Source organism: Ningiella algicola (assembly GCF_028401415.2).
In the GTDB taxonomy this organism is placed as follows: domain Bacteria; phylum Pseudomonadota; class Gammaproteobacteria; order Enterobacterales; family Alteromonadaceae; genus Glaciecola.
On sequence record NZ_CP171821.2, the window covers coordinates 130,602 to 152,904 of the forward strand.

Sequence of the window (22,303 nt, forward strand, 5' to 3'; positions counted from 1 at the left end):
CTCAACTAAAGGCTATTTTATTTCATGATTCAAATTTCCGGGCTTGCGAAAAAGTTCAAAGTAGAAAATCCCAAAAAGCTTAGCGACCAAGATAAAAAAGATCCACGGCTTGAAGGTCGGTTTTTTCACAGCGTACGCAATGTCGACTTATCTTGCAGTAAAGGCGAGGTGCTTGGTTTGCTTGGCCCTAACGGCGCAGGCAAAACCACTACTTTACGTTTGCTCTCGACGGCGCTAAAGCCAGATGCTGGCTCTATGCTGATTGGCGACACAAACGTCATTGCAGATCCGATTTCAGCGCGTAAAAAAATAGGGTTTTTGTCAGGCTCAACCGGCTTATATGGGCGATTGAGCGGGCGTGAGAATATTGCTTATTTTGGGCGTTTAAACGGTATGACGGAAAGTGACATTGAATCTCAAATCGACATGCTGGCAAATAAATTAGACATGCATTCTTTTTTAGACCGTCGCAGCGAGAACTTTTCAACGGGGATGAAGCAAAAAACTTCTATCGCCCGCGCCATGGTGCATCGTCCTGAGGTAGTTGTGCTAGACGAACCGACCACTGGCTTAGACATTATGGCCGCAAAAACTGTGATTGACTTCATTCACGATTTAAAAGACCAGCATGTTCCGGTGATATTTTCTACTCACCATCTAGAGGAAGTGACTGAATTGTGCGATAGCATCACCGTTATCGACCATGGTGAGACAACATTTTCCGGCACTCTCGATGCGTTTAAACAACTATCTGATGAAGGCTTACATGCATCTTTTATCGCCAGTTTAAAGCAAGGAGTTGCCTAATGTGGTTAATTTACAAAAAGGAAATTACTGAACTACTGCGCGACAGAAAAGCCGTTTTTTTCATGGTGGCTTTGCCTTTAGTTATTTTTCCGTTGATATTTGGCATTATGTTTTACTTCACCAGTCAGGCTGTCACTGAAGCGCAAACCAAAACGCTGACCTACGCAATTGTTGGTAAAAGCTTTGCGCCTGATTTAGTGTCTGAATTTGAAAGCATTGAAAATCTTGATTTAAAAACGCTGGATCTTGCATCACCGGATGAAGATAGCTTAAAGGCTGAAGTCAAAAATGGGAATTTCGATTTTATTATTTCTATACCTGACAACTACAGTGAAGACCTTTTCCGAGCTGGACAGATTGTCTTTACGATTTATTTAAATGATGCAGAGCTCAATACCGTACAGATGCGCTTGAGTGAGATAATAGACGAGTTTGCTTCACGCTATCAACGCACGGCATTTGAGTCACTTGGCGTAGATGAGCAAGCTCAGCTCTCGCTTATCGAGCCCATGGTTATTGAAAAGGTTAATGTCGCAGACAAACGCGAAAGTATTGGTGCACTCATTGGTGGCTTTATTCCTTATGTACTCTTTTTGATTTGTCTGCAAGGCGCTATGATGCCTGCCGCAGATATTGGTGCCGGTGAAAAAGAACGAGGGACTTTAGAAACCTTATTACTTTCTCCGGTCAGTCGAAAAGACATTGTTATTGGCAAGTTCTTTACAATATCCACCGCGGGGGTAGTCACGGCGCTAGTCACAGTGCTTAGCGCCGCCGTTTGGGCGCTAATTGTCGGGCAGGGCATGGCTGTGCAGGCCATTACAGAGTTTATGGCGGCGTTTGATATTATCGATATCTTATTGGTGTTTTTAATGTTGGTACCGATCGTTTCAATTTTTGCTGCCTTATTGTTATCGTTATCGATTTATGCGCGTTCATTTAAAGAGGCACAGGGTTATATGGGACCTCTTATGTTGATAGCGATTGTCCCCGTAGCCATAGCGCTTGCGCCAGGTATCGAACTAAAAGGCGTGTGGGCATGGATTCCACTCACCAATGTTGCGTTGGCGATAAAAGAGCTCGTAAAAGGCACGATGGACTACATGCAGCTATTTGCCATATTTGGCTCATCTGCAATCATTGCAGCGCTAGCCATGGCGTTTTGCGTCTACTGGTTCAATCAAGAAAAGGTGTTGTTCAGATAGACTCACGCAAAGTGCTTGTTAAAAAGTTCATTACAGGAAAATCGCTGCACAATGAGTAGTCTCGTAAACGAGTTCTTTGCGCAAGACGGCCCGCTGTCAGAAATCATCAACGGGTACAAAGTACGAGAGGCTCAAGCCGACTTGTCATGTGCGATTGCCGAAACTATCGAGGACAAGTCGACGCTTATTGCAGAAGCAGGCACGGGCACAGGTAAAACCTTTGCTTATCTCGTGCCTGCTTTACTATCAAAGAAAAAGGTAATTGTGTCTACTGGCACAAAAAATCTCCAAGAGCAGCTCTACGCTCGCGATTTACCCTTAATCAAAAACGCCATTGATAAAACGCAAGAAACGGCTCTTCTGAAAGGGCGTTCAAATTACTTATGTTTGCATCGACTAAAGCTAAACGGCGGCGAGCATATGCGTCTTGAAAAAGAAACGCTGAACGAGTACAGCGTCATTAAAAAGTGGAGTTCGAGCACACAATCTGGCGATATTTCAGAAGTCAGTAATTTGCCTGACAACGCCAAAGTCATTCCCCTTGTGACCTCTACGGTGGATAATTGCTTGGGCAAAGACTGCTCAGACTATCAAGATTGTTACTTAGTAAAAGCCCGTAAAAAGGCGATGGAAGCAGATGTGATTGTGGTAAATCATCATTTATTTTTTGCTGATTTAGCCCTTAAAGAAAGTGGTTTTGGTGAGCTTATACCCGACGTCGACCTCATGGTGTTTGACGAGGCACATCTGATTCCAGATATCGCAAGTGAATACTTTGGAGAGGCGATTTCGTCGCGTCAATTGGACGATTTACTGAACGATTTGGGAAAGACTCAACGCGTTAATTTGAAAGACGCAGATCAAATTCAGCTTGTGGCAGAAAAAACCCGACAGCTAATTGCTGATCTGCGGATGCAATTTGATATTGAGCCAAAGCGAGGTGATTGGGATGAAGCGATTACGCAAAAAGCATTAGGTCCAATGCTCGACCAAATATATGCACAAATTAAGCAGTTACTTGCCGTGTTGGATGTGCATTCGAGTCGTGACAAAGATATCGACCAATACGCAGAAAAGCTTTTAGGCATGAGCGAGACTTTTCATCAATTAATGAATACTAAGACACCTGATGTAAGCTTTTGGTATGAAACAACCCGACGCCACATCATATTGCATATGACACCTTTGTCTATTGCAGATAGATTCTCAAAAATTGTTGAAAAGAGCGATGCTGCTTGGGTATTCACATCCGCTACGCTGAGCGTAGATGGCACATTTGACCACTATCAGCAACAAATGGGGCTCAATGAAGCCCGTGTCATTGAAATGGAATCTCCGTTTGATTATCAAACACAGGCTATGCTTTGCGTACCGCGCTATTTGCCTGAGCCTCATGAACGCTCCATGACTCAGCATTTAGCCGATATATCACTGCGATTGATTGATGCGAGCAAAGGCCGGGTATTTTTGCTCTTCACGAGTCATTGGATGATGCGAGAAATTGCGAGTCGCCTCAAAGATGAGCATGATATGTCCGTATTAGTGCAAGGAGAAGGCAGCAAAACGCAGTTACTCGAGACCTTTAAACAGGAGCAAGACATGCCTCTATTGGCCACTGGTGCATTTTGGGAAGGGATTGATGTTAAAGGTGATGCGCTATTATGCGTGCTCATCGATAAACTTCCTTTTGCATCGCCGGATGATCCTTTGTTGCAGGCGCGCATAAAAGATTGCACAAACAAAGGTGGCAATGCTTTTGCAAGCATACAGATCCCGCAAGCGGTGATTAGCTTAAAACAAGGCGCGGGCCGTTTGATACGTGACAGTGATGACAGAGGCGTCTTAGTGATTTGTGATAATCGCTTGATGACCAAAAACTACGGCAAAACCTTTGTCGCTAGTTTGCCGGACATGCAGCGCACACGCTCGCTGGACAATATATGTGAGTTTTTAACCAGCATTGAATAAGTGATGAATCAGAATCTGGAATTTATAAAATGAAGCTACTGGCTGTTGATACCGCAACTGAAGCTTGCAGTGTTGCTTTGATGCTCGGTGACAAAACAGATCATATTTTTGAATTGTGTCCACAGCAGCAAAGCCAGCGAATTTTGCCAATGGTTGACGAAATTTTGACACGAAACCATACTAAAATTTCAGAGCTTGATGGTCTCGTCTATGGACGAGGGCCAGGCAGCTTTACGGGGGTGAGAATTGCGAGTAGCACGATTCAAGGTTTGGCGCTGGGGGCTGATTTGCAAGTGGCCGAAGTGTCAACACTTGCCGCAATGGCACAAGAAAATTTGGAAGTATATGGTCAAACGGACACACTTGCGCTAATTGACGCAAGAATGAGTGAAGTTTACTGCGCACGTTATGTCGCTTCGGAGTTAGGGCTCGTTGAACTATATAAGGCTGACGATAAAAGCGACGATAAATTGCTGTTAAAAGAACACGTGCTTCGACCCGAGTTAGTGCAGCAGTACCTTGGCAATCAACATAAAGAAATGGATAAAGCCGCGTTTGTTGGAACCGGATTTGAGACATACTCAGAGCAATTAGGCCAAAAATTGCAATCCATTGAAGTCAAGGTAAAATACCCAAATGCGCGATACATGCTAGCAATAGCAAGGTCGCAATTTGAAAAAGGCTTAGCAGTACCTCCAGAGCAGGTGAAACCCATTTATGTGCGCGACGAGGTTACATGGAAGAAACTACCCGGTAGAGAGTAATTATGGAAAGCATTTCGAGTATCAGTCAAAACGTCTATCTTGATAATAATGCGCACTCTAGTAAGCGTGCTGAGCTAGGGCAGCAGTCGCCACAGAATAAAAAACAAGATGCCGTCGAGCAACAGCAGGTCATTAAGCTGGGTTCTGCGCAAGCCAGGTCAGATGCTGAGGCCATATACGCAAAAGCAAATAGTTATTCTGAGGCGTCTTCCAAGGTACAAAAGAATTTGCAAGCTTACGAAGCCGTCGAAGTTTCTCTAAAGCGCGAAGCGGTCAGTCAGCTAATGGGCGTCGATTTATACGCGTAGTTTGCCAGTATCAGTAAAGAGAAGGTGACAGCAGGTAGTTTTTAAGGATGAACTAATTGCTTTGAACATGACTCTTAGCTTCATTAAGGGCTAGTATTAATTACCACGAGCTAGTAACTTAAGGTGTATTGTTATCTAACCCACATGTTTAGCATGTTCGCAAGTGCATGTTCATAATTTCATAGCAAGTGAGGCCTTATGAAAAAATTGCTCACCCTTATAGGGCTTATTTCGTCACTCGGTGCATGCACTATGGTGCCTGATCCAATCCGTGTCCAAGACGAGCTTGCGCTTGTTCCTTTTGATCAGATTATCAACAACCCTGTTACCGACCTCGCAAGCGGCGAAAACGCTCGTTGGGGTGGAAAAATTGTTGGCGTACAAAACTTAGAGTCGGTGTCCGAAATTGAAGTGGTGTATTTCCCTGAGAGCAGCAACGGAAAACCGCAAACCTCTGAACAAAGTGCTGGTCGCTTTAAAGCGGTAGTTGAAGGGTTTATTGATCCATTAGTTTTTGAGCAAGATCGTTTAATTACCTTTGTAGGTCAGGTTGGCTCGCCTGTGGATGGGATCATTGGTGAACAAAAATATAGCTATCCCACCTTAAACGCGGACGGCTACTACATGTGGCGTGATACCACTGAGGTAGATGTTCGCCAAACGGGTTTTAACAACATGGTTTGGTTTGGCGGCGCGCGGCCGGGGCTGTGGGATCCATGGTTTATTGGCCCACGCTACGGTTTCTACGATCCATGGCTTGCACACAGACGACACCTCCACCATTCTCGCTATCGTGTGGTACAAACCAACGCGAAGGCTCAAGGTGGGCAATTGAGACCGCCTACAAGGACAAATAGCCGAAATATTACGCGGCCTAGCCCTAACATCTCTGAACCTCGATCACCAAGAGTAAAGCAGTTGCGAGCAGAGCACTAAGGCGGTTGGCGATACACCTTTCACCATCACACAAGTGCGAGTTAATTGAGCGCCAGTTTCTTAAAAAAAAGATTGCTGCTCAGTGCACAAAGCGTTTTGGTGAATTGCATTGTGAAACGGTTAATCTGTTTGTTCACGGGTATTTGGACAATAGCCAAAGCTTTCGTCCCTTGCTATCAAAGTTCACTAACTTTGCTTGTGTAGCGATAGATTTGGCTGGGCATGGAAAGTCAATGCATCGCAGTGATGATGCGCACTACCATTTGACTGATTATGTTTACGATATACATCAGCTGCTGCTTGAGCAAAAGTGGACCAAAGTGAACCTTATTGGCCACAGCTTAGGCGGCATTATTTGCAGTATCTATGCTGCATCGTTCCCAGAACACGTCAATAAACTCATTTGTATCGAAACCTGCGGGCCCTTGTGCGAAAAGGAAAACACCACGGTTGCTCAACTTAAGGCGTCGATGCAAAGCCGAGAGCGCGCGAAGGGTGATATCAAACATCCGGACTCGTTGCAAAGTCTTGTATCTGCTAGAACGCGTATTAGCGATTTAAGTGAACAAAACGCAGCTTTGATTCTTGAGCGAAATCTTAGGCTTGCTGATAACCGTCTTAAATGGCGCACCGACAAGCGATTACGCACAAAGTCAGCCATACGCTTAACCCACGCACAAGCAATGAATGTCATAGAGAATATTTTATGCCCCACCTATGTGATTTTAGGTAACTCAGGCTTTGAAAAGGTAAAACTGCTTTGCGAGCAACGGGCAGGTAAGTTTAAAAATGTGTCAATTTCTGAATTTAAAGGCGGTCACCATGTGCACATGGAAGCCGTAGATGAGATTGCCGATTACATCCAAGCCCTTGTGTCCATTGACTAGCGCAATTTTGTATTGCCCAGCGAACATAGTGAATATATAAACAAACCTTAGCCATAATCTCTCGTTTCAATTTGAGCAATAGTCCTTTAATATGTCGAATGCTAGCCCTGCAATGGTATGACCATTCCGTAAACAGGATTCAGGTTATCTAAGGTATTTTGTGGAAAAGATTTGGATTAAGCACTACGACGACTCAGTTGCGCCTACCATCGACCCCGATAGAGTTCCGTCGTTACTTGAAATATTTGAAAGTGCGGTGACGACATACGGCGATAACACTGCATTTATCAATATGAATCATCAAATTAGTTTTGACGACCTAGATGTACTTTCGATGCAGTTTGCAGCGTATTTGCAGCATTTAGGGCTTAAGCAGGGTGATACAGTAGCGCTCATGATGCCAAACTTGTTGCAATATCCCGTTGCACTATTTGGCGTTTTACGAGCTGGCTTGACCGTGGTCAATGTCAATCCCATGTACACGCCGCGAGAGCTGGAACATCAGCTAAAAGATGCGAATGTACAGCTGATTGTTATCGTTGAGAACTTCGCTTCAACCTTAGATGAGATTATTCAAAAGACGCCCGTACAGCACGTAGTGCTAACTCGTATTGCAGATATGCTGCCATTTCCAAAGCGCACGCTAGTTAATTTTGCGGTTAAGCATATTAAAAAGATGGTGCCCAAACATGAGCTGGCTGACTGCGTATGGTTTGCCGATGCCTTAAATATGGGCGAGAAGCGAGATTATAAGCGACCAGATGTAAGTGGTGAAGATATTGCCTTTTTGCAATATACAGGTGGCACAACCGGTGTTTCAAAAGGCGCCATGCTCACTCATCGCAATATGGTTGCGAACTTAGAACAAGTGAGCGGTATCCTAGAGGCGGCAGTTGTACCGGGTAAAGATATGGTAGTAACCGCATTGCCGCTCTACCATATATTTGCGCTTACCAGCAATTGTTTGACCTTTCTGAAATACGGGTGTCCAAATTTACTCATCACAAATCCGCGTGACATGCGCGCATTTGTCAAAGATTTAAGCAAACACGCGTTTTCCGTGATTACCGGCGTAAACACCTTATTTAATGGCTTACTGCACACGCAAGGCTTTGCAGACTTGAATTTTTCTCAATTTAAGTTTGGTTTGGGCGGTGGCATGGCTGTGCAGCGGCCTGTTGCAGAAAAGTGGAAAGAAGTGACGGGTAAGGCGCTCATCGAAGGTTATGGATTGACCGAGTGTTCTCCCGTAGTTTGCGTTAATCCAGTCAACTCCCAAAATTACAATGGGTCGATTGGGCTCCCGGTGCCATCAACTGATGTCAAAATTTGTGATGAAAACGGCAACGCTTTGGAGATTGGAGAGGCGGGCGAGCTTCACGTCAAAGGGCCCCAAGTTATGAAGGGTTACCTCAACAGAGAGGAGGCCACTGCCGAGGTAATCCATGACGGATGGTTAGCCACTGGCGACATTGCAAAAATGGACAAAGAAGGATACTTGTATATTGTTGACCGCAAAAAAGACATGATTATTGTCTCGGGCTTTAATGTATTTCCAAATGAAATTGAAGAAGTAGCAATGATGCATGACGGGGTGCTTGAAGCTGCCGCCATTGGTATTGGGCATGAAGTATCAGGCGAAGTCGTGAAGCTATTTGTGGTCAAACGAAACAAGAGTCTGACCGAAGAAGACGTGCTTAAGCATTGCAAGTCACTGCTGACCGGCTACAAAGTCCCAAAAATCATCGAATTTACCTCTGAACTACCAAAATCTAACGTCGGTAAAATTCTGCGCAGAGAACTAAGGAGTTGATTGCCTTTGACTTCTAATAATATTACTCAGCTGGCACATTTAAAGTACGAGTATGTAGACACACAATCAGCCCTTGCAGAACTCTGTGCGAAACTGAACACCGCTGACGTTATTACCCTTGATACCGAATTTGTAAGAACAAAGACCCTTAGGCCTCGCTTAGGTCTATTGCAGGTGTTTGATGGACAGCATTTAGCGCTCATTGACCCAGTAGTACTTGATGATCTGTCTTGTTTTGTCGACATCCTGAGCAACCCTAAAATTGTCAAAGTATTACACTCGTGCTCGGAAGATATTGAGGCACTACTGCACAATTTGGATGCCACACCTTATCCTTTGTTCGATACACAGTTTGCAAATAGTTTATTGGGGAAAGGCGCCAGTGTTGGATATGCCAACATGATTGAAACTATGTTTTCAGTCACGTTAGATAAAGGCGAGTCTCGCACCGACTGGCTGGCTCGACCGCTCTCGCCAAAACAGCTAGATTATGCTGCTAAAGACGTAAGCTATTTAATGGCTGCATATGAGGTTTTAAAGCAAGAGCTTGAGCTGGCAAATCTAAGCGATTGTGTATTCTCGGAATCAGAGTTACTGATTGAGAAGAAGCGAAGCCCTTTTCCAGAAGCTTCTGCTTACTTGCTTGTAGCGAATAATTGGAAGCTTAATGGCAAAAGTCTTTACGCACTTAAACTATTAGCGCAGTGGCGTCTAAGGGAAGCTCGCAAGCACGATATTGCAATTAATTTTGTGGTAAAAGAGTCAGCAATGTTAGAGATAGCGATGAAATTGCCAGAAACGCCGTCGCAGCTTCATCAGATGCATGCATTATTTGGTAAGCAAGTTAGATTGTATGGTCAAAAAATTCTCTCTATTGTTCAGCAAGCACGAGATGCAGATGAAGAAGAACACTTAAAGCCAATTCAGCGCTTAATAGGCTTTGCTGCTCACAAAAAAGCCATGTCGGATATTAAAGAGTTAGTCTTAAAGGTTGAAAGCAAAACAGGCATTCCCGCAGCGGTACTGGCGTCCAAAAAGCAAATCGCACAAGTATTAAAATGGTGCTGGTTTGACTTAGATGAAACTGAAATACAAGGCCTAAAGCCTGACTTGCTGCACGGTTGGCGTCGTGAATTGTTTTTGGAAGGTTTGCAGGCTTTGTTTGACTTGGATAAGCCCTCTGAACCTACACAGGGGAAGTATCGTGCTTTGCGCAGTTTATAAATCCAAGAAAAAAGCGGATAGCTACCTGTATATAAATAAAAAAGATGATTTTAGTCAGGTCCCAGAGTCACTCCTGCAGATTTTTGGTCAGCCTCAATTTGTCATGCTTATCCCGGTTAACAAACGAGAGCGCTTGGGCGGCATGCCAAAACAAGTGATACTTGATAAATTAGAAAGTGAGGGTTTTTATCTGCAGCTGCCGCCAAAAGTCGAAAGTTTACTTGAGCAACATCGTGCAAGTTTAGTGAATGACAGCTCCACCGGAAAAGCGTCCTCATGAGCTATTACCATCGATTGTATAACAGCGCGAAAGCATTTAAGTACCGCCAAACAGATAGTACCCTGGTGCCCGCGGCAAGCAAAGTGGTTTGCGTTGGACGCAACTACCTTGACCATATAAAAGAGCTTGGAAATGCGCCAAGTGAAAAGCCAGTGCTGTTTATGAAACCCAGTACAGCACTTTGCGACGTAGAGAATCCAATCAAGCTTCCTCGAGACTTAGGTGCATGCCATAACGAGCTTGAACTAGCATTTTTAATCGACGCAAAGCTAAAAAATGCAAACAAGGAAGAGTGCTCTGATGCCGTTGCCGGCGTTGGGCTTTCTTTAGATCTGACACTTCGTGATGTGCAAGACGAGCTCAAAAAGGCGGGTAAACCGTGGGAGCGCGCCAAAGCTTTCGATGCGAGCTGTCCTATCTCCGGCTTTGTTCCGCTAAACGGCTACCACGACGATGCTTTTACTTTTTCCTTGCATATAAACCAAGTATTGAAACAAGCGGGCGACTCGAAAATGATGTTGCATGCGCTTATTCCTTTGTTGCAAGAAATAACAGCCCACTTTACGCTGTTACCCGGGGATGTTGTGTTAACGGGCACGCCTAAAGGCGTCGGACCCTTGCATGAGGGTGACTCACTCAGACTTACATTGGATAATCATTTTACTGTATCAACCACAGTGTGCGCCTAAAGATGAAAAACTCACCCTATTCCGCCTCGCTGATTGCGTCTAAGTTTTGGGAGGATGTATCTCTTGAGAACATGAATCAAGCTCAGTGGGAAGCAATTTGCGATGGCTGTGCAAGATGCTGCTTGCATAAATTCATTGACGATGAAGACGTTGAAGAGGGTATGCATCCCACAGATGTGCCAAGTGAAGACGGCGATATGATGTACACCAATATTGCGTGTTATCTGCTCAATCAAAAAACCTGTGCGTGCACCTCATACGACCAGCGCAGTAAGCTTGTTCCCGATTGCGTAACGCTAACAAAAGAGAATTTAAAGCGTATCTTTTTTATGCCGCCATCTTGCAGTTACAGACGCTTACACGAAGGGAAGGGCTTAGCATCATGGCATCCACTGTTGAACAAAGGCAAAAAAACAAAAATGCACGAAGTTGGCATCAGCGTGCGTAACAAAGTGGTCAGTGAAGACAGCGTCAACCTAGATGACTTTGAAGATTACATCGTTACTTGGCCGCTTTCAGAGATTGACTAATTGAAAGTATGTGCCCCACTAGCGCAAGAGCTGCGCCTGCAATATATAAAATAAATATAATTTGCATCCATTCAGGCATACCCATGCCCAAAAACTGCCAGTCGTTACTATCACAGCTGCCAGGCGCGCCGAATACGAGCGGCAACCACTCATGAAGCGGCATAAACCCCGGGAATTCAGGGAAAAAAGGGCAAGGAGGAATAAAAAAGCCTTCAGCGAACACGACTTCTAAATGCTCTTGTGCCACGCTCAAGCCCCAAATCGAAAAGCCTCCCCAAAGTATAATGCCGATTGAGCGCAGGACAAAGTGGGGATAAATCAAAGGAATAAGACCTGCGAAGCATATTCCAATGACCGCAACGCGCTGATAAATACATTTCACACAAGGCTCATGACCAAGCACATGCTGAAAGAACAAAGCAGCCAAAACCAGACCTAAGGCAGACAAACAAACCATCGCCCACGGCGTCCGACTGCGACTAAAATTAGCAAGGAATGAAACAAGCGGCTGTGCTTTCAAATTGATGTCCAACAGTACATGAAGTTCAATAGGCCTAATGTAGCGTGTAGCCAATAAAAATCAACTCAAACGGAGCAATGGGCTTGATATATAATTTTCAACCCGCAGCTCGCAACATTCCGCTCACTGATTAGGTCATTGCATCTTCAATGTAACTTCAATTTTGGCCCAACAATATTCCCAAGTTTACGCGTCAATAACACCAAAAAACCCTTCAGTGGCCCATGAACCGCGAACTGGTGCATGTTGTAAAGGGAAATGTAGACTAGCCTTGCTAATCGTCCCTCAATAAACATGCTGCTGTTAGAAAGGCTACCCATCAAACTGCCCACCGTACTGTACTTACTCAAATGAACCAGAGAGCCATAGTCAACATATTGATACTGTTTTAAAGGTTTATTGACGAAGGTGTTCTTGATGTTTTTAGCCGCAATCGCTGCCATCTGGTGAGCGGATTGCGCCCTTGGCGGCACCCAACTTCCATCATCTTGTTTGAAGCCGCAACAATCACCGATAACGTAAATAGCTTCATTTACGGTGCTTTGCAGATAAGGGTTGACCAAAACTTGTTGCGCTTGATTAAGCTCAAAAATCTCAAGCTCTTTAATGAAGTCGGGAGCTTTTACACCTGCCGCCCAAACTAATAAATCAGCCTCGATAAGGTTTTCGTCAGCAGTAACAAAGCCATTTTTTTGCGCCTTGGCAACCCGTGTGCCTTCAAGTACTTCTATATTTAATTTGCTAAGTGCTTGGCGAGCAGAGTTGGCGATGCGTTCGGGGAGTGCAGGCAATATTCGTTCACCCGCCTCTATAATAGAGACTTTCAGGCGCTCGGACGACATTTTAGGCATGCCATATGATTTTGCCAGATTCGCGACATGGTAGAGTTCAGCGGCTAATTCTGTTCCCGTAGCGCCACCACCCACAATTGCCACTCTTAAGCATTTATCATCATCGTTTAATTGATTTATTTTCAATAATTGATTGAGTAAGGCTTTATGAAAACGTTCTGCTTGCGCGAGAGAATCTAAAAGATAGCTGTGTTCGATGACCCCAGGCGTGCCAAAATCATTGCTTACACTACCTACCGATAACACCAGATAATCAAAGTGAATCTTTCTTTTCGGAAGCAGCACTTCGCCCTGTTCATCGAGAAGTGGATCTAACTCAATGTATTTTTCCTGCGAGTGAATATTGCTAAGTGTTCCTAGTTGGAACTCGTAGTGATTTCGCGCCGCATGGATTGGATACTCGACGCCGTCGGACATCTTGTTGATGACTCCGGCTGCAACCTCGTGTAAAAGCGGTTTCCAAACATGTGTTTTGCTTTTGTCTACAAGGATAATATCTGCTTGTTTCTTTTTTCCAAGCGATTTACTTAATTTAGTGACCAGTTCTAAGCCGCCAGCCCCTCCACCTACAATAACTATTTTTTGCATGAGTATTCCTAAGTAAGCTGAATCCTGTTTAAGAAACGGCGCTCAGTACCGCTAGAATTGCGAATTACTGCGTTGCAAAAGCCAGCAATAGAATAACTATTACGTGACTTTTGCGCCTTGTACTACACAATTCTAGCAGCACTGAGTGTTAAAAGTAGATTAAGGTATGCAAAACACATGCTTGCACCATTTCTTAAACAGGATTCAGATTAAGTATTATTTTGAATGAGGAAAGTCTTACGCTTTGTTATGCGTTGATCATGCCTAAAAGAAACGGTTTTGTCCAAGATATCGTCGTTATATGTAAGAGCCATTTTCGTACATCAAATTTTTATCCTTTCCTTAACTCAATCATCTGGTACAATCAGTTAATAACTCGTTAACAAACCATTGCGTAGTATGATTTATAAATCCCAAAGTCCGGCCGGTTTCGCTGAAGAGTACATTGTTGAATCTATTTGGAGTGGACGCTTTCCCCCCGGTACGATTTTACCGGCAGAGCGAGAGCTTTCAGAGCTTATCGGTGTTACGCGTACCACTTTGAGAGAGGTTTTGCAGCGTTTGGCGCGCGACGGCTGGCTGACCATCCAGCACGGTAAGCCCACCAAGGTAAATAACTACTGGGAAACCTGTGGTTTGAACATTTTGGAAACCCTCGCACGGCTTGACCAAGAGGGGCAACCTGCACTGTTAGATAATTTACTTTCCGCTAGAACCAACCTTAGCGCTGTATTCATACGCGCTGCCTTTCGCCAGTCTCCACAAGAAAGCCGTAGCATTATTTTGCGTTACAAAGACGTTCCTGATGAGGGCGACGCATTTGCTCAAAACGATTACCAAATGCATCATGATCTTGCATTCGCGTCCAATAACCCTGTTTACGTGTTAATGATGAACGGCTTTAAGAACTTGTATGCTCGTCTTGGCGGCCTGTTTTTTTCGGAGGCGCCGGCCAGAGAAACCGCCATTCGCTACTACCTTAAATTGCTTGAAGTGTTGGACGAAAACGATCCAGACAAAGTGGTATCCGTAGTGAGACGTTACGGAATCGAAAGTGGCAAATTGTGGAGTGAGTATCGCGAGGATATGCCGAATAATTTGGTCGACTGATTACCCGCTAGAGTGAGAAGTCTGCTCAGAGCAAATTTGAATGCCTTTTCGACCTTGCTCGTATCGTATTTGTTTGAACCATTCAATTCTGTGTTATTGAATAAATTGAGGCTAGTTGATGAACGCTGTTGTCGATACTCCCTACCCACATATTTTTAAGCCGCTAGATCTTGGTTTCACTACCCTAAACAATCGAATCATTATGGGTTCAATGCACACGGGGCTTGAAGAAGTTGCCAATGGTCATGAACGCATGGCCGCATTTTTTGCCGAACGTGCCCGTGGTGGTGTCGCCTTGATTGTGACCGGAGGTATTGGTCCAAATGATGAAGGTGCAACCCATGCGGTCACTAAACGATTAGATTCGGATGAAGCGGTCGAAAATCATAAGCTAGTTACCGATGCGGTGCACGCTGAAGGCGGTAAGATATGTATGCAAATTCTGCATACTGGCCGCTACGCTTATAATGCAAACCTAGTTGCTCCATCATCTATTCAAGCGCCGATCACTCGATTTACGCCAAAAGAGCTAACGCCAGAAGAAATCGACGGGCAAATCGAAGATTTTGTTTTTACTGCCTTACAAGCCCAGCGCGCAGGCTATGACGGCGTTGAGATTATGGGCTCTGAGGGATATTTCTTAAACCAATTTATTGCTCAGCGCACCAATCAGCGCAAAGACGAGTGGGGCGGAGAATATGAGAATCGCATTAAGCTGCCAATAGAGGTAGTGCGCCGCGTTCGAAAAGCAGTGGGCGAGAAGTTTATCATTATTTACCGTTTGTCTATGCTGGATCTTGTTGAAGGCGGAAGCACCTACGATGAAGTACTGACCTTAGGCAAGCGAATTGAAAAAGCCGGCGCAACCATCATCAATACCGGCATTGGCTGGCATGAAGCGAGAATACCGACCATCGCAACAAAAGTGCCGCGCGCTGCATTTACATGGGTTACGGCAAAATTCCGAAAAGATCTTAAGGTGCCCGTTATCACGTCCAATCGAATCAACACGCCTGAGGTGGCTGAAGAAGTTCTCGCGCGCGGTGATGCAGATATGGTATCCATGGCTCGACCATTTTTAGCGGATCCAGACTTTGTTAACAAAGCGCAAAACAATTTAGCTAGTCAGATAAACACGTGTATTGGGTGCAACCAAGCCTGCCTTGATCATGCTTTTGAAGGCAAAATGACCAGTTGTTTAGTCAATCCAAGAGCATGTCATGAAACTGAATTTACGATTGAACCTGCTACTGACCCTAAACGCATAGCGGTTGTTGGTGCAGGCCCTGCGGGGCTAGCAGCTGCCACAACCGCTGCGTCCAGAGGACATTCTGTCACTTTATTTGACGCCGACAGTGAAGTGGGCGGCCAGTTTAATATTGCGAAACAGATCCCCGGCAAAGAAGAGTTTTATGAGACTATTCGTTACTTTTCAGTGATGTTAGAGCTGCACGGTGTTGAGACAAAACTTAACACCAAAGTCAGTGCCGATATGCTCAACGAGATGGATTTTGATGAGGTCATTATTGCCACTGGTATTGAGCCACGTCAGCCTGACATTAAAGGTATCGAGCACCCTAAAGTATTAAGCTACATCGACGTAGTAAAGCACAAAAAACCGGTAGGAAAGCGCGTGGCAGTAATAGGCGCTGGAGGAATTGGTTTTGACGTGTCTGAATTTTTATCTCACGGTGAAACATCCACTTCGACCAACATTCCCGCGTTTATGAAAGAGTGGGGGATTGATATGGAGTTTAAAGCTCGCGGTGGCGTAGAGGGTATGACTGCCATGCCTGAACCTTCGCCGCGTGAAATATTCTTGCTACAGCGAAAAACCACTAAAGTAGGTTCCGGCTTAGGTAAAACTACCGGTTGGGCACATAGAGTGGGATTGATGCAAAAAGGCGTGCATATGATTGCTGGCGTGGAATATCAAAAAATCGACGATGAAGGTTTGCATATTTCAGTTAATGGTGAAGGGCGCGTGTTGAATGTCGATAACGTCATTATCTGTGCCGGTCAGTTGCCGCTTAAAACCTTACAAGAAGGTTTGAAAAAGCCCTCTCACCTAATTGGCGGTGCTGACGTGGCAGCGGAGCTGGATGCAAAACGAGCGATTGATCAGGGCACGAAATTAGCGGCAAAACTGTAGCGGTTTACGCGTCATCGGTTTGTACGTAAGCCTTTTTTAAACAAGCACTTGTGCAAATTCGCGTGTTGCCTATGGCATTGTTTCTAAGTTCATTTTATAGTTTCGCGACGCGTAAAATAGTGGACTGTCAATGCATCCTGCGGGCTCAATGAAGGTTAAGTGTCTGCAACTCACCTTACAAAGGCTTACTTGCCTGAGCATATTGCTGCTGAGCTCGCTAATGGGGGCGAATGCACATGAGTATGAAGACGTGGGCGTGCCCATTACTCGGGTTTTCGATGCAGGGGAGCATAAAGCAGGTAGCCAAGTCTGGTGGCTTGGTAGTAATACTGATAACGTCATTTTTGTCGCCTCAAGCAACGGCCTGGCAAGTTGGGATGGTGAGCGCTGGCTGCAGCATGAAACGCCCAATGAAACCCTAATTCGCAGTTTTGATCAGTGGATTGATAATCGAATTTACGCGGGCACCATCAACGATGTTGGCTTTTATGAAAGTGATGACACAGGCAATTTAAGCTGGAACAGCCTTCTGGCAAATAACCCCGACATAATCCCTACCGAGCTCGGTGAATCGTGGTCTGTTGCATCAGACAAAAATCAAGTGTTGTTCAGTACAAAGTACAAACTGTTACGCTGGGATGGTGCGCATTTAAGCGAAGTAGAGGGCATCGAACCAGATGGCTATCGGCTATACAATGTTGATGGTGAGCTTCTGTTTATGGGGCGAAAACACAGTCACCTTTACACCATCAACAGTGCAGGTGAGGTTTTAAAAACTGACTGGAAGGTGCCTGAGGGTGCAGATGTAAAGTTGCTGCTTAAAAATCGCAGAAACGAACTTATTTTGGTCACTATGCTTGATGGTATTTATCACATTACGAAGGATGGCTTTGAGCAAGTTGTGCCGCCAGAGGCTTTTCCCTCCCAAACGCTTTTATATAATGGCCTTCAGTCCCAAGACGGATTCTATTATTTGACCAGTATTCGACATGGGGTTTTTATTCTCGATGAAGATTTGCGTGTTTTGCGAAACTATCAGGCCATTCACGGCATTGGCAATCAAACCGTTTTGGCCGTTCATGAAGATAGTCAGGGCAATATATGGACTGCAGGTGAACCAAATATCAGTGTGTTCGCGCCGCCGCACAAAAGAAGTGTGCATGATAGCGTAGGTATTTCAAAAACCGCTGATAAGATAAAGCTTTTTGAGCAAGACATCATTAGTCTTGGGAATGGCATTTTTCGATTCAAACAAGGAAGCGAACTTGACGCGCCATTTTTCGAAAAAGTATCGGATTTTTCAGAAAAAACATGGGACGCGTTTAAGGGAAACAACCAGCTTTTTGCTGCCTCCGAAACGGGGGTTTATGCATTCAATATGCAGGATGATATTTTTGTCGGCCAGCCAACACAGATAGCAGAGGGTCGAAATGTGCAGGCACTCGCCTCGCTAGCAAATGCAAAACTCATGTTTATGGGCGACGACACAAGTATCCATCTGCTGACTGAAACTATGGGGGAATGGAAGCAAGTTGCACTACAAGGTATTCGAAATCAATTTGAATTTTTGCAGATTGACCCGCAAAGTCTCACTGGTTCATCCACAGATCTCTTTGACATAGTGCTGTGGGCCTCGTCTACTGACAATAGGCTGTACCGTGTTGAAGGCATTAACGCTGATGGGACGGTTGAGGACATCCAAGTATTTGACCCTGTAAGGTTTAAGCTCGGTAACGACAATGTCGCGTTGTTTGATATTGACCAATCACTGATGATTGGTACCTCAAATGGTGTGCTCCGATATGATGAAGACCTTCCAGAACGTTTTCAGTTAGTGCAAAAGCTTCCAAACAGATTGCGAGAGCCAGACGAAGATGTCTTTTTGCTTAGCAAAGATAGTAAAGGCCGTTTACTCTATCAGGCTGGGAGTCACACGGGGGTTTCGCAGCTTAGCGAGGGTGAGCAGTGGAGCACAAATGAAGCTGACTTCCGCCCTTTCAATCAGGCTGGAACACGATCTTTGTTTTATCACAACAGAGCCTTTTGGTTTTTAGTCGCCACATCTGAAGTTTACCGCTTAGGTGAAGACTATTTGGGCGATCTTCCCCCGCTTGCCCCTTTAAACTTTCGCAGTATTGTTGATATTAACAGCAATAAATTAATTACTAACTTTACGCCGAAAATACCGCTCGGTGAAATTGCTTATCATTCAAATTCTATCCGCATCTCATTTGCCCTTGCAGATCATTCTGCACCTACTCAAACCTTGTATAGAGCGAGAATCAGCGGACAAGGACATCAAAACTGGACGCAATGGTCAAGCGAGTCTCACAAAGACTTTCCTCTTTTAGCCGGTGGCCACTATCAATTTGAGATTGAAGCAAAAGACCCATGGGGGCGCACAATTAGCGCAAATTTAGATTTTACGATATTGCCACCATGGTTTTTGACTTCAACAGCGATTGCAAGCTATGTATTGCTTGGGATATTGATGATGCTACTCAGTGGTTGGATTGCTCAAAAATGGCGAACACAAAAACTTAGGGATCAGAATTTGGCCCTGGAACGCGCGGTTGCAGAGCGAACCGCACAAGTTCAAGAAAAAGTGGAAGAGTTAAAACAGCAACAAGCACTTAAAGACCGCTTTTTTGCAAACGTGTCACATGAGTTTAGAACGCCGCTTACGCTTACCATAGCGCCAATCGAAGAAGTCTTGAACAGCAAGTCACATGACTCTAGCAGTCAAAGCCTGCTCAATACCGCCTTGTTAAACGCGAAAAAGATGCTCGCGTTGGTGGGGCAGGTGCTGGATGTGAATCGTTTGGAAGCTGGGAAGTTGCCGTTGCGGGTCGCAAACTATGACATTGCATTACTAGCCCGAACAATTGTGGCGCGTTTTACTCCATGGGCCGAACAAGAAAAACACACGATTGTTTGCGCAGGCTGTGAAAATCCCTTGTGGGCATATTTTGATGTAGATCAGGTAGAAAAAGTCCTCGTTAATCTGCTTGCAAATGCGATTAAATATTCAGGCTCTGCTTCAGATATCATACTGTCACTTAGTCAACAGAGCTCACATATTATCATTGCGGTGCAAGATAACGGTGTTGGGATTGATAAAAGCGCACAGGACAAAGTATTTGAACGCTACTATCAGGGCGAGGCAAGTCAAAACCATACAATGCCGGGCACGGGGATAGGACTTGCTCTTGCCAAAGACATTATTGAGCTTCACAAAGGAAGCATCTACCTAGACAAAGAATATCACCATGGCTGCAAATTCGTTGTAAAGCTCGCCACAGGATATGCTCATTTTGAAGCCAATCAGGTGGTTGAACCTATTTCTGAAAATGCCATTGCTGCAGACCTCATTGTTGACGAACTTTTAACTGATAGCGATAAGCATCCGCACCCTATAGACGCAGAGGATCTTACAACACTGCTCGTGGTGGACGATAACGCTGAGCTTAGAAACTTCATTGAGCGCCAACTGAAACTGTCTTTCAAAGTGATTACGGCGGAAAACGGTGTGGATGGTTTATCGACTGCGATCAGTGAATTACCTGATCTTATTGTGAGTGACGTGTCAATGCCGCAGATGGATGGCCTTGAATTGACCAAACAACTAAAGAAAAACCCACTCACTACCAATATTCCGCTCATATTACTGACGGCAAAAGCCACTAAGCGGGAAACAGTTGAGGGCTTTGAGCATGGCGCAGACGATTACTTAACAAAACCTTTCGATACGTCCGAATTAGTGATGCGCATAAAAGCACAAATTAATACGCGCAAAAAAATCAGAGAGCAACTAGCTTTCGAAAACACCGCTGCGTCTCTTAAGTATGAGCAAAAGAGCGACTTTTCCAAATGCCTATTGGCTCTGATTGAGGACAATTTGAGTTCCCCTGACTTTTCTGTAGAGTCTATGGCGAAGTCTATGTATATGAGCCGAGAGACGCTATCTCGGAAATGTAAGAAAGAATTGGGCGTATCACCAATCGCCTTGCTGACTCAAGTCAGAATGCACCATGCAACGAATCTTGTTAAAGAGGGAAACATCACGATAACCGAGATTGCATACGCAGTTGGCTACGAAAGCTTGGCTTACTTTTCTAGGACCTTCAAAAAGCACGTCGGTAAAGCGCCTACCGAATATATCGCACGCGGTGCGTGAAACAGTCACAAAAGTACAAAGCGATGACCGAATAGTGAAAACATAATTTGTCTACAAGCGCTACATTGCCCCTCACAGAATCAACCTTGTTATGGTCCCAGAGGAGTCAACAAGATGGAAGTGCTAATTATTGTTTCGGTATTAGTTTACGTTACCTTGCTGTATTTATTTTTGAAAGAAGGTTTTCATACGGAAGATGAGAATTCGCGGAGTAATAGCGCAAAGAAGTCAGCAATAAATGAGATGAATCACGCTTAAAAAGCACATTCAAATCATCAGCGCCCAAAGCGCTTATACATTCTCATATACCCTGTGGACGGGTCGTAGGTGATATTAAAGCGGCGAATGATATTCATACCCAATAGCCCATCAAAGCCCTGTATGTCGCCGGCAGGGAGTACCATGACGCTGACATTATTCAGTTGTTCATCGCCTACTGTAAATGATGAGACCTTATATAGTGAGCGCGAGACCATTCCAGCGGCGGTTTGCACATTAAATGTGCCCATGTAGGTGGTGTCATCGTCATCAATTTGCTCAAACACCTGGTCGCTTACAGCGGTAATTGACGCGCCGGTGTCGATCAGTAGATCAGCCTCCCAGCCGCTTACCGCCACTTGCGTATAATACTGTCCTCGGCGACGAGTTAGCTGCACTTCGCTCTCATATGACTGCTCGAATGCATCATTTTGTGTGAGTAGTAGTTCATCATCTACAGATTCGGCATTCTCATCAGGACGATATATATCCTCTCTCAGACGCTGTGCTCGCGGATCATCAGGCGCTAGTGACGCAAGGACGTTTTCCATAAGCACGGTCTGCTGCTGCATCCCGTAAGCTTTCGCAAGCGCAATGATATAACGCCGATTAAGCGGGTCGACTTGAATCAAGGGCTCTAAAAACGCGGCTAGCAAATCCCAACTGCCGTCCCCGCTAAATTGCTGAATAATGCGTGTTGTGTTTACATCAATCAACTTTTTGATTTGTTCCAATTGATCGATTGAAAGTGGGGAGTCGAGTAAGCCATAGTAATTCACTAAGGCTAAGTTGAGAGGTTGGGTGAAGTAATATGCCTCAGCTTCCAAAAGTAAGGCGTCCATATCTCGCGGGAAAGCTCTTAAATAGCTTTGCACATAAAACGCGAGCAATTCATAGTTTTTCGCTTTTTGGAGTTCGCGCAAATATTGCAGGGTGACTCGAGTAGTGGGTAATTGTCCGGAGCTTGCAATTTCTATCGCATTTTCATTCTCTGTTTGGGTATTTGCTCGTTCGCTTAAGGATATTAGATCACCCTGAGATGAGTCTGCGTCATTAGCACTACTGCTTTCATCCAATATCGCTGTCGGAGAGGCTTGCGTACGAGCATTTTCTTCCAAGCGACCTTGATTTTGCTGCGACAATGCGAGTGCGTCATTTTGTAGCGCTAGCTTCCATAGCAAATAAACGTTAGCTGCAAGTGAAAAAATGAGTATCCAGATCAAAAGCGCTTTCATA

General features: G+C 44.8%; 18 protein-coding genes. 15 read left to right on the forward strand and 3 right to left on the reverse strand.

The annotated features are described in order from the left end of the window. Positions 1-24 precede the first annotated feature (24 nt). The 12 genes from PN836_RS00605 to PN836_RS00660 all read left to right on the forward strand — a co-directional run bounded on the left by PN836_RS00605 (position 25) and on the right by PN836_RS00660 (position 11,411). A complete protein-coding gene (locus PN836_RS00605) occupies positions 25-807 on the forward strand; it encodes an ATP-binding cassette domain-containing protein (protein WP_395342341.1) in 783 nt (260 codons plus the stop codon). Continuing rightward, positions 807-2,012: an ABC transporter permease gene (locus PN836_RS00610; RefSeq protein WP_395342342.1), complete on the forward strand. Its 1,206-nt coding sequence runs from the start codon at positions 807-809 to the stop codon at positions 2,010-2,012. The genes PN836_RS00605 and PN836_RS00610 overlap by 1 nt, the downstream gene beginning before the upstream one ends. A gap of 51 nt (positions 2,013-2,063) precedes the next feature. Next, entirely contained in the window at positions 2,064-3,980 is a 1,917-nt protein-coding gene (locus PN836_RS00615; RefSeq protein WP_395342345.1) for an ATP-dependent DNA helicase, read from the forward strand. 29 nt (positions 3,981-4,009) lie between these two features. Beyond that, on the forward strand, positions 4,010-4,744 hold the full coding sequence (tsaB, locus tag PN836_RS00620; protein WP_395342347.1) for a tRNA (adenosine(37)-N6)-threonylcarbamoyltransferase complex dimerization subunit type 1 TsaB: 735 nt from the start codon (positions 4,010-4,012) through the stop codon (positions 4,742-4,744). A gap of 2 nt (positions 4,745-4,746) precedes the next feature. Further along, the gene (locus PN836_RS00625; protein WP_395342350.1) at positions 4,747-5,052 is read left to right on the forward strand and encodes a hypothetical protein; all 306 of its coding nucleotides are present in this window, start codon (positions 4,747-4,749) and stop codon (positions 5,050-5,052) included. Positions 5,053-5,250: 198 nt separating this feature from the next. After that, positions 5,251-5,988 (forward strand): Slp family lipoprotein, encoded by a 738-nt coding sequence (locus PN836_RS00630; RefSeq protein WP_395342351.1) that lies wholly within the window; start codon positions 5,251-5,253, stop codon positions 5,986-5,988. 170 nt (positions 5,989-6,158) lie between these two features. Further along, positions 6,159-6,875: an alpha/beta fold hydrolase gene (locus PN836_RS00635; RefSeq protein WP_395345388.1), complete on the forward strand. Its 717-nt coding sequence runs from the start codon at positions 6,159-6,161 to the stop codon at positions 6,873-6,875. A 160-nt stretch (positions 6,876-7,035) separates the two neighbouring features. After that, a complete protein-coding gene (locus PN836_RS00640; protein ID WP_395342354.1) occupies positions 7,036-8,688 on the forward strand; it encodes an AMP-binding protein in 1,653 nt (550 codons plus the stop codon). A gap of 6 nt (positions 8,689-8,694) precedes the next feature. Then, positions 8,695-9,912: a ribonuclease D gene (gene rnd, locus PN836_RS00645; protein ID WP_395342356.1), complete on the forward strand. Its 1,218-nt coding sequence runs from the start codon at positions 8,695-8,697 to the stop codon at positions 9,910-9,912. Further along, positions 9,893-10,192 (forward strand): YcgL domain-containing protein, encoded by a 300-nt coding sequence (locus PN836_RS00650; protein WP_395342359.1) that lies wholly within the window; start codon positions 9,893-9,895, stop codon positions 10,190-10,192. The genes rnd and PN836_RS00650 overlap by 20 nt, the downstream gene beginning before the upstream one ends. Then, positions 10,189-10,881, forward strand: a complete 693-nt coding sequence (locus PN836_RS00655) for a fumarylacetoacetate hydrolase family protein (protein ID WP_395342361.1) — start codon at positions 10,189-10,191, stop codon at positions 10,879-10,881. Before PN836_RS00650 ends, PN836_RS00655 begins: the two co-directional genes overlap by 4 nt. Before the next feature lie 2 nt (positions 10,882-10,883). Continuing rightward, entirely contained in the window at positions 10,884-11,411 is a 528-nt protein-coding gene (locus PN836_RS00660) for a YcgN family cysteine cluster protein (protein ID WP_395342363.1), read from the forward strand. Here PN836_RS00660 and dsbB read toward each other — a convergent pair. After that, positions 11,383-11,985 (reverse strand): disulfide bond formation protein DsbB, encoded by a 603-nt coding sequence (dsbB, locus tag PN836_RS00665; protein WP_395342366.1) that lies wholly within the window; start codon positions 11,983-11,985, stop codon positions 11,383-11,385. The two genes, PN836_RS00660 and dsbB, sit on opposite strands and share 29 nt — an antisense overlap. A 92-nt stretch (positions 11,986-12,077) precedes the next feature. Continuing rightward, positions 12,078-13,370 carry an NAD(P)/FAD-dependent oxidoreductase gene (locus tag PN836_RS00670; RefSeq protein WP_395342369.1) on the reverse strand — a complete coding sequence of 431 codons (1,293 nt, stop codon included), beginning with the start codon at positions 13,368-13,370 and terminating at the stop codon, positions 12,078-12,080. A gap of 399 nt (positions 13,371-13,769) precedes the next feature. Between PN836_RS00670 and fadR the strand changes: the two genes are divergently transcribed. From fadR to PN836_RS00685, 3 genes are all read left to right on the forward strand, one after another. Then, a complete protein-coding gene (gene fadR, locus PN836_RS00675; protein WP_395342372.1) occupies positions 13,770-14,480 on the forward strand; it encodes a fatty acid metabolism transcriptional regulator FadR in 711 nt (236 codons plus the stop codon). Between the two features lie 118 nt (positions 14,481-14,598). Then, a complete protein-coding gene (locus PN836_RS00680; protein ID WP_395342375.1) occupies positions 14,599-16,632 on the forward strand; it encodes an FAD-dependent oxidoreductase in 2,034 nt (677 codons plus the stop codon). Between the two features lie 130 nt (positions 16,633-16,762). Beyond that, positions 16,763-20,809: a response regulator gene (locus tag PN836_RS00685; protein ID WP_395342377.1), complete on the forward strand. Its 4,047-nt coding sequence runs from the start codon at positions 16,763-16,765 to the stop codon at positions 20,807-20,809. A gap of 275 nt (positions 20,810-21,084) precedes the next feature. On the opposite strand, the gene PN836_RS00690 is transcribed toward PN836_RS00685, so the two are convergent. Beyond that, a complete protein-coding gene (locus tag PN836_RS00690) occupies positions 21,085-22,302 on the reverse strand; it encodes a retropepsin-like aspartic protease family protein (protein WP_395342380.1) in 1,218 nt (405 codons plus the stop codon). Between the last annotated feature and the right edge of the window lies 1 nt (position 22,303).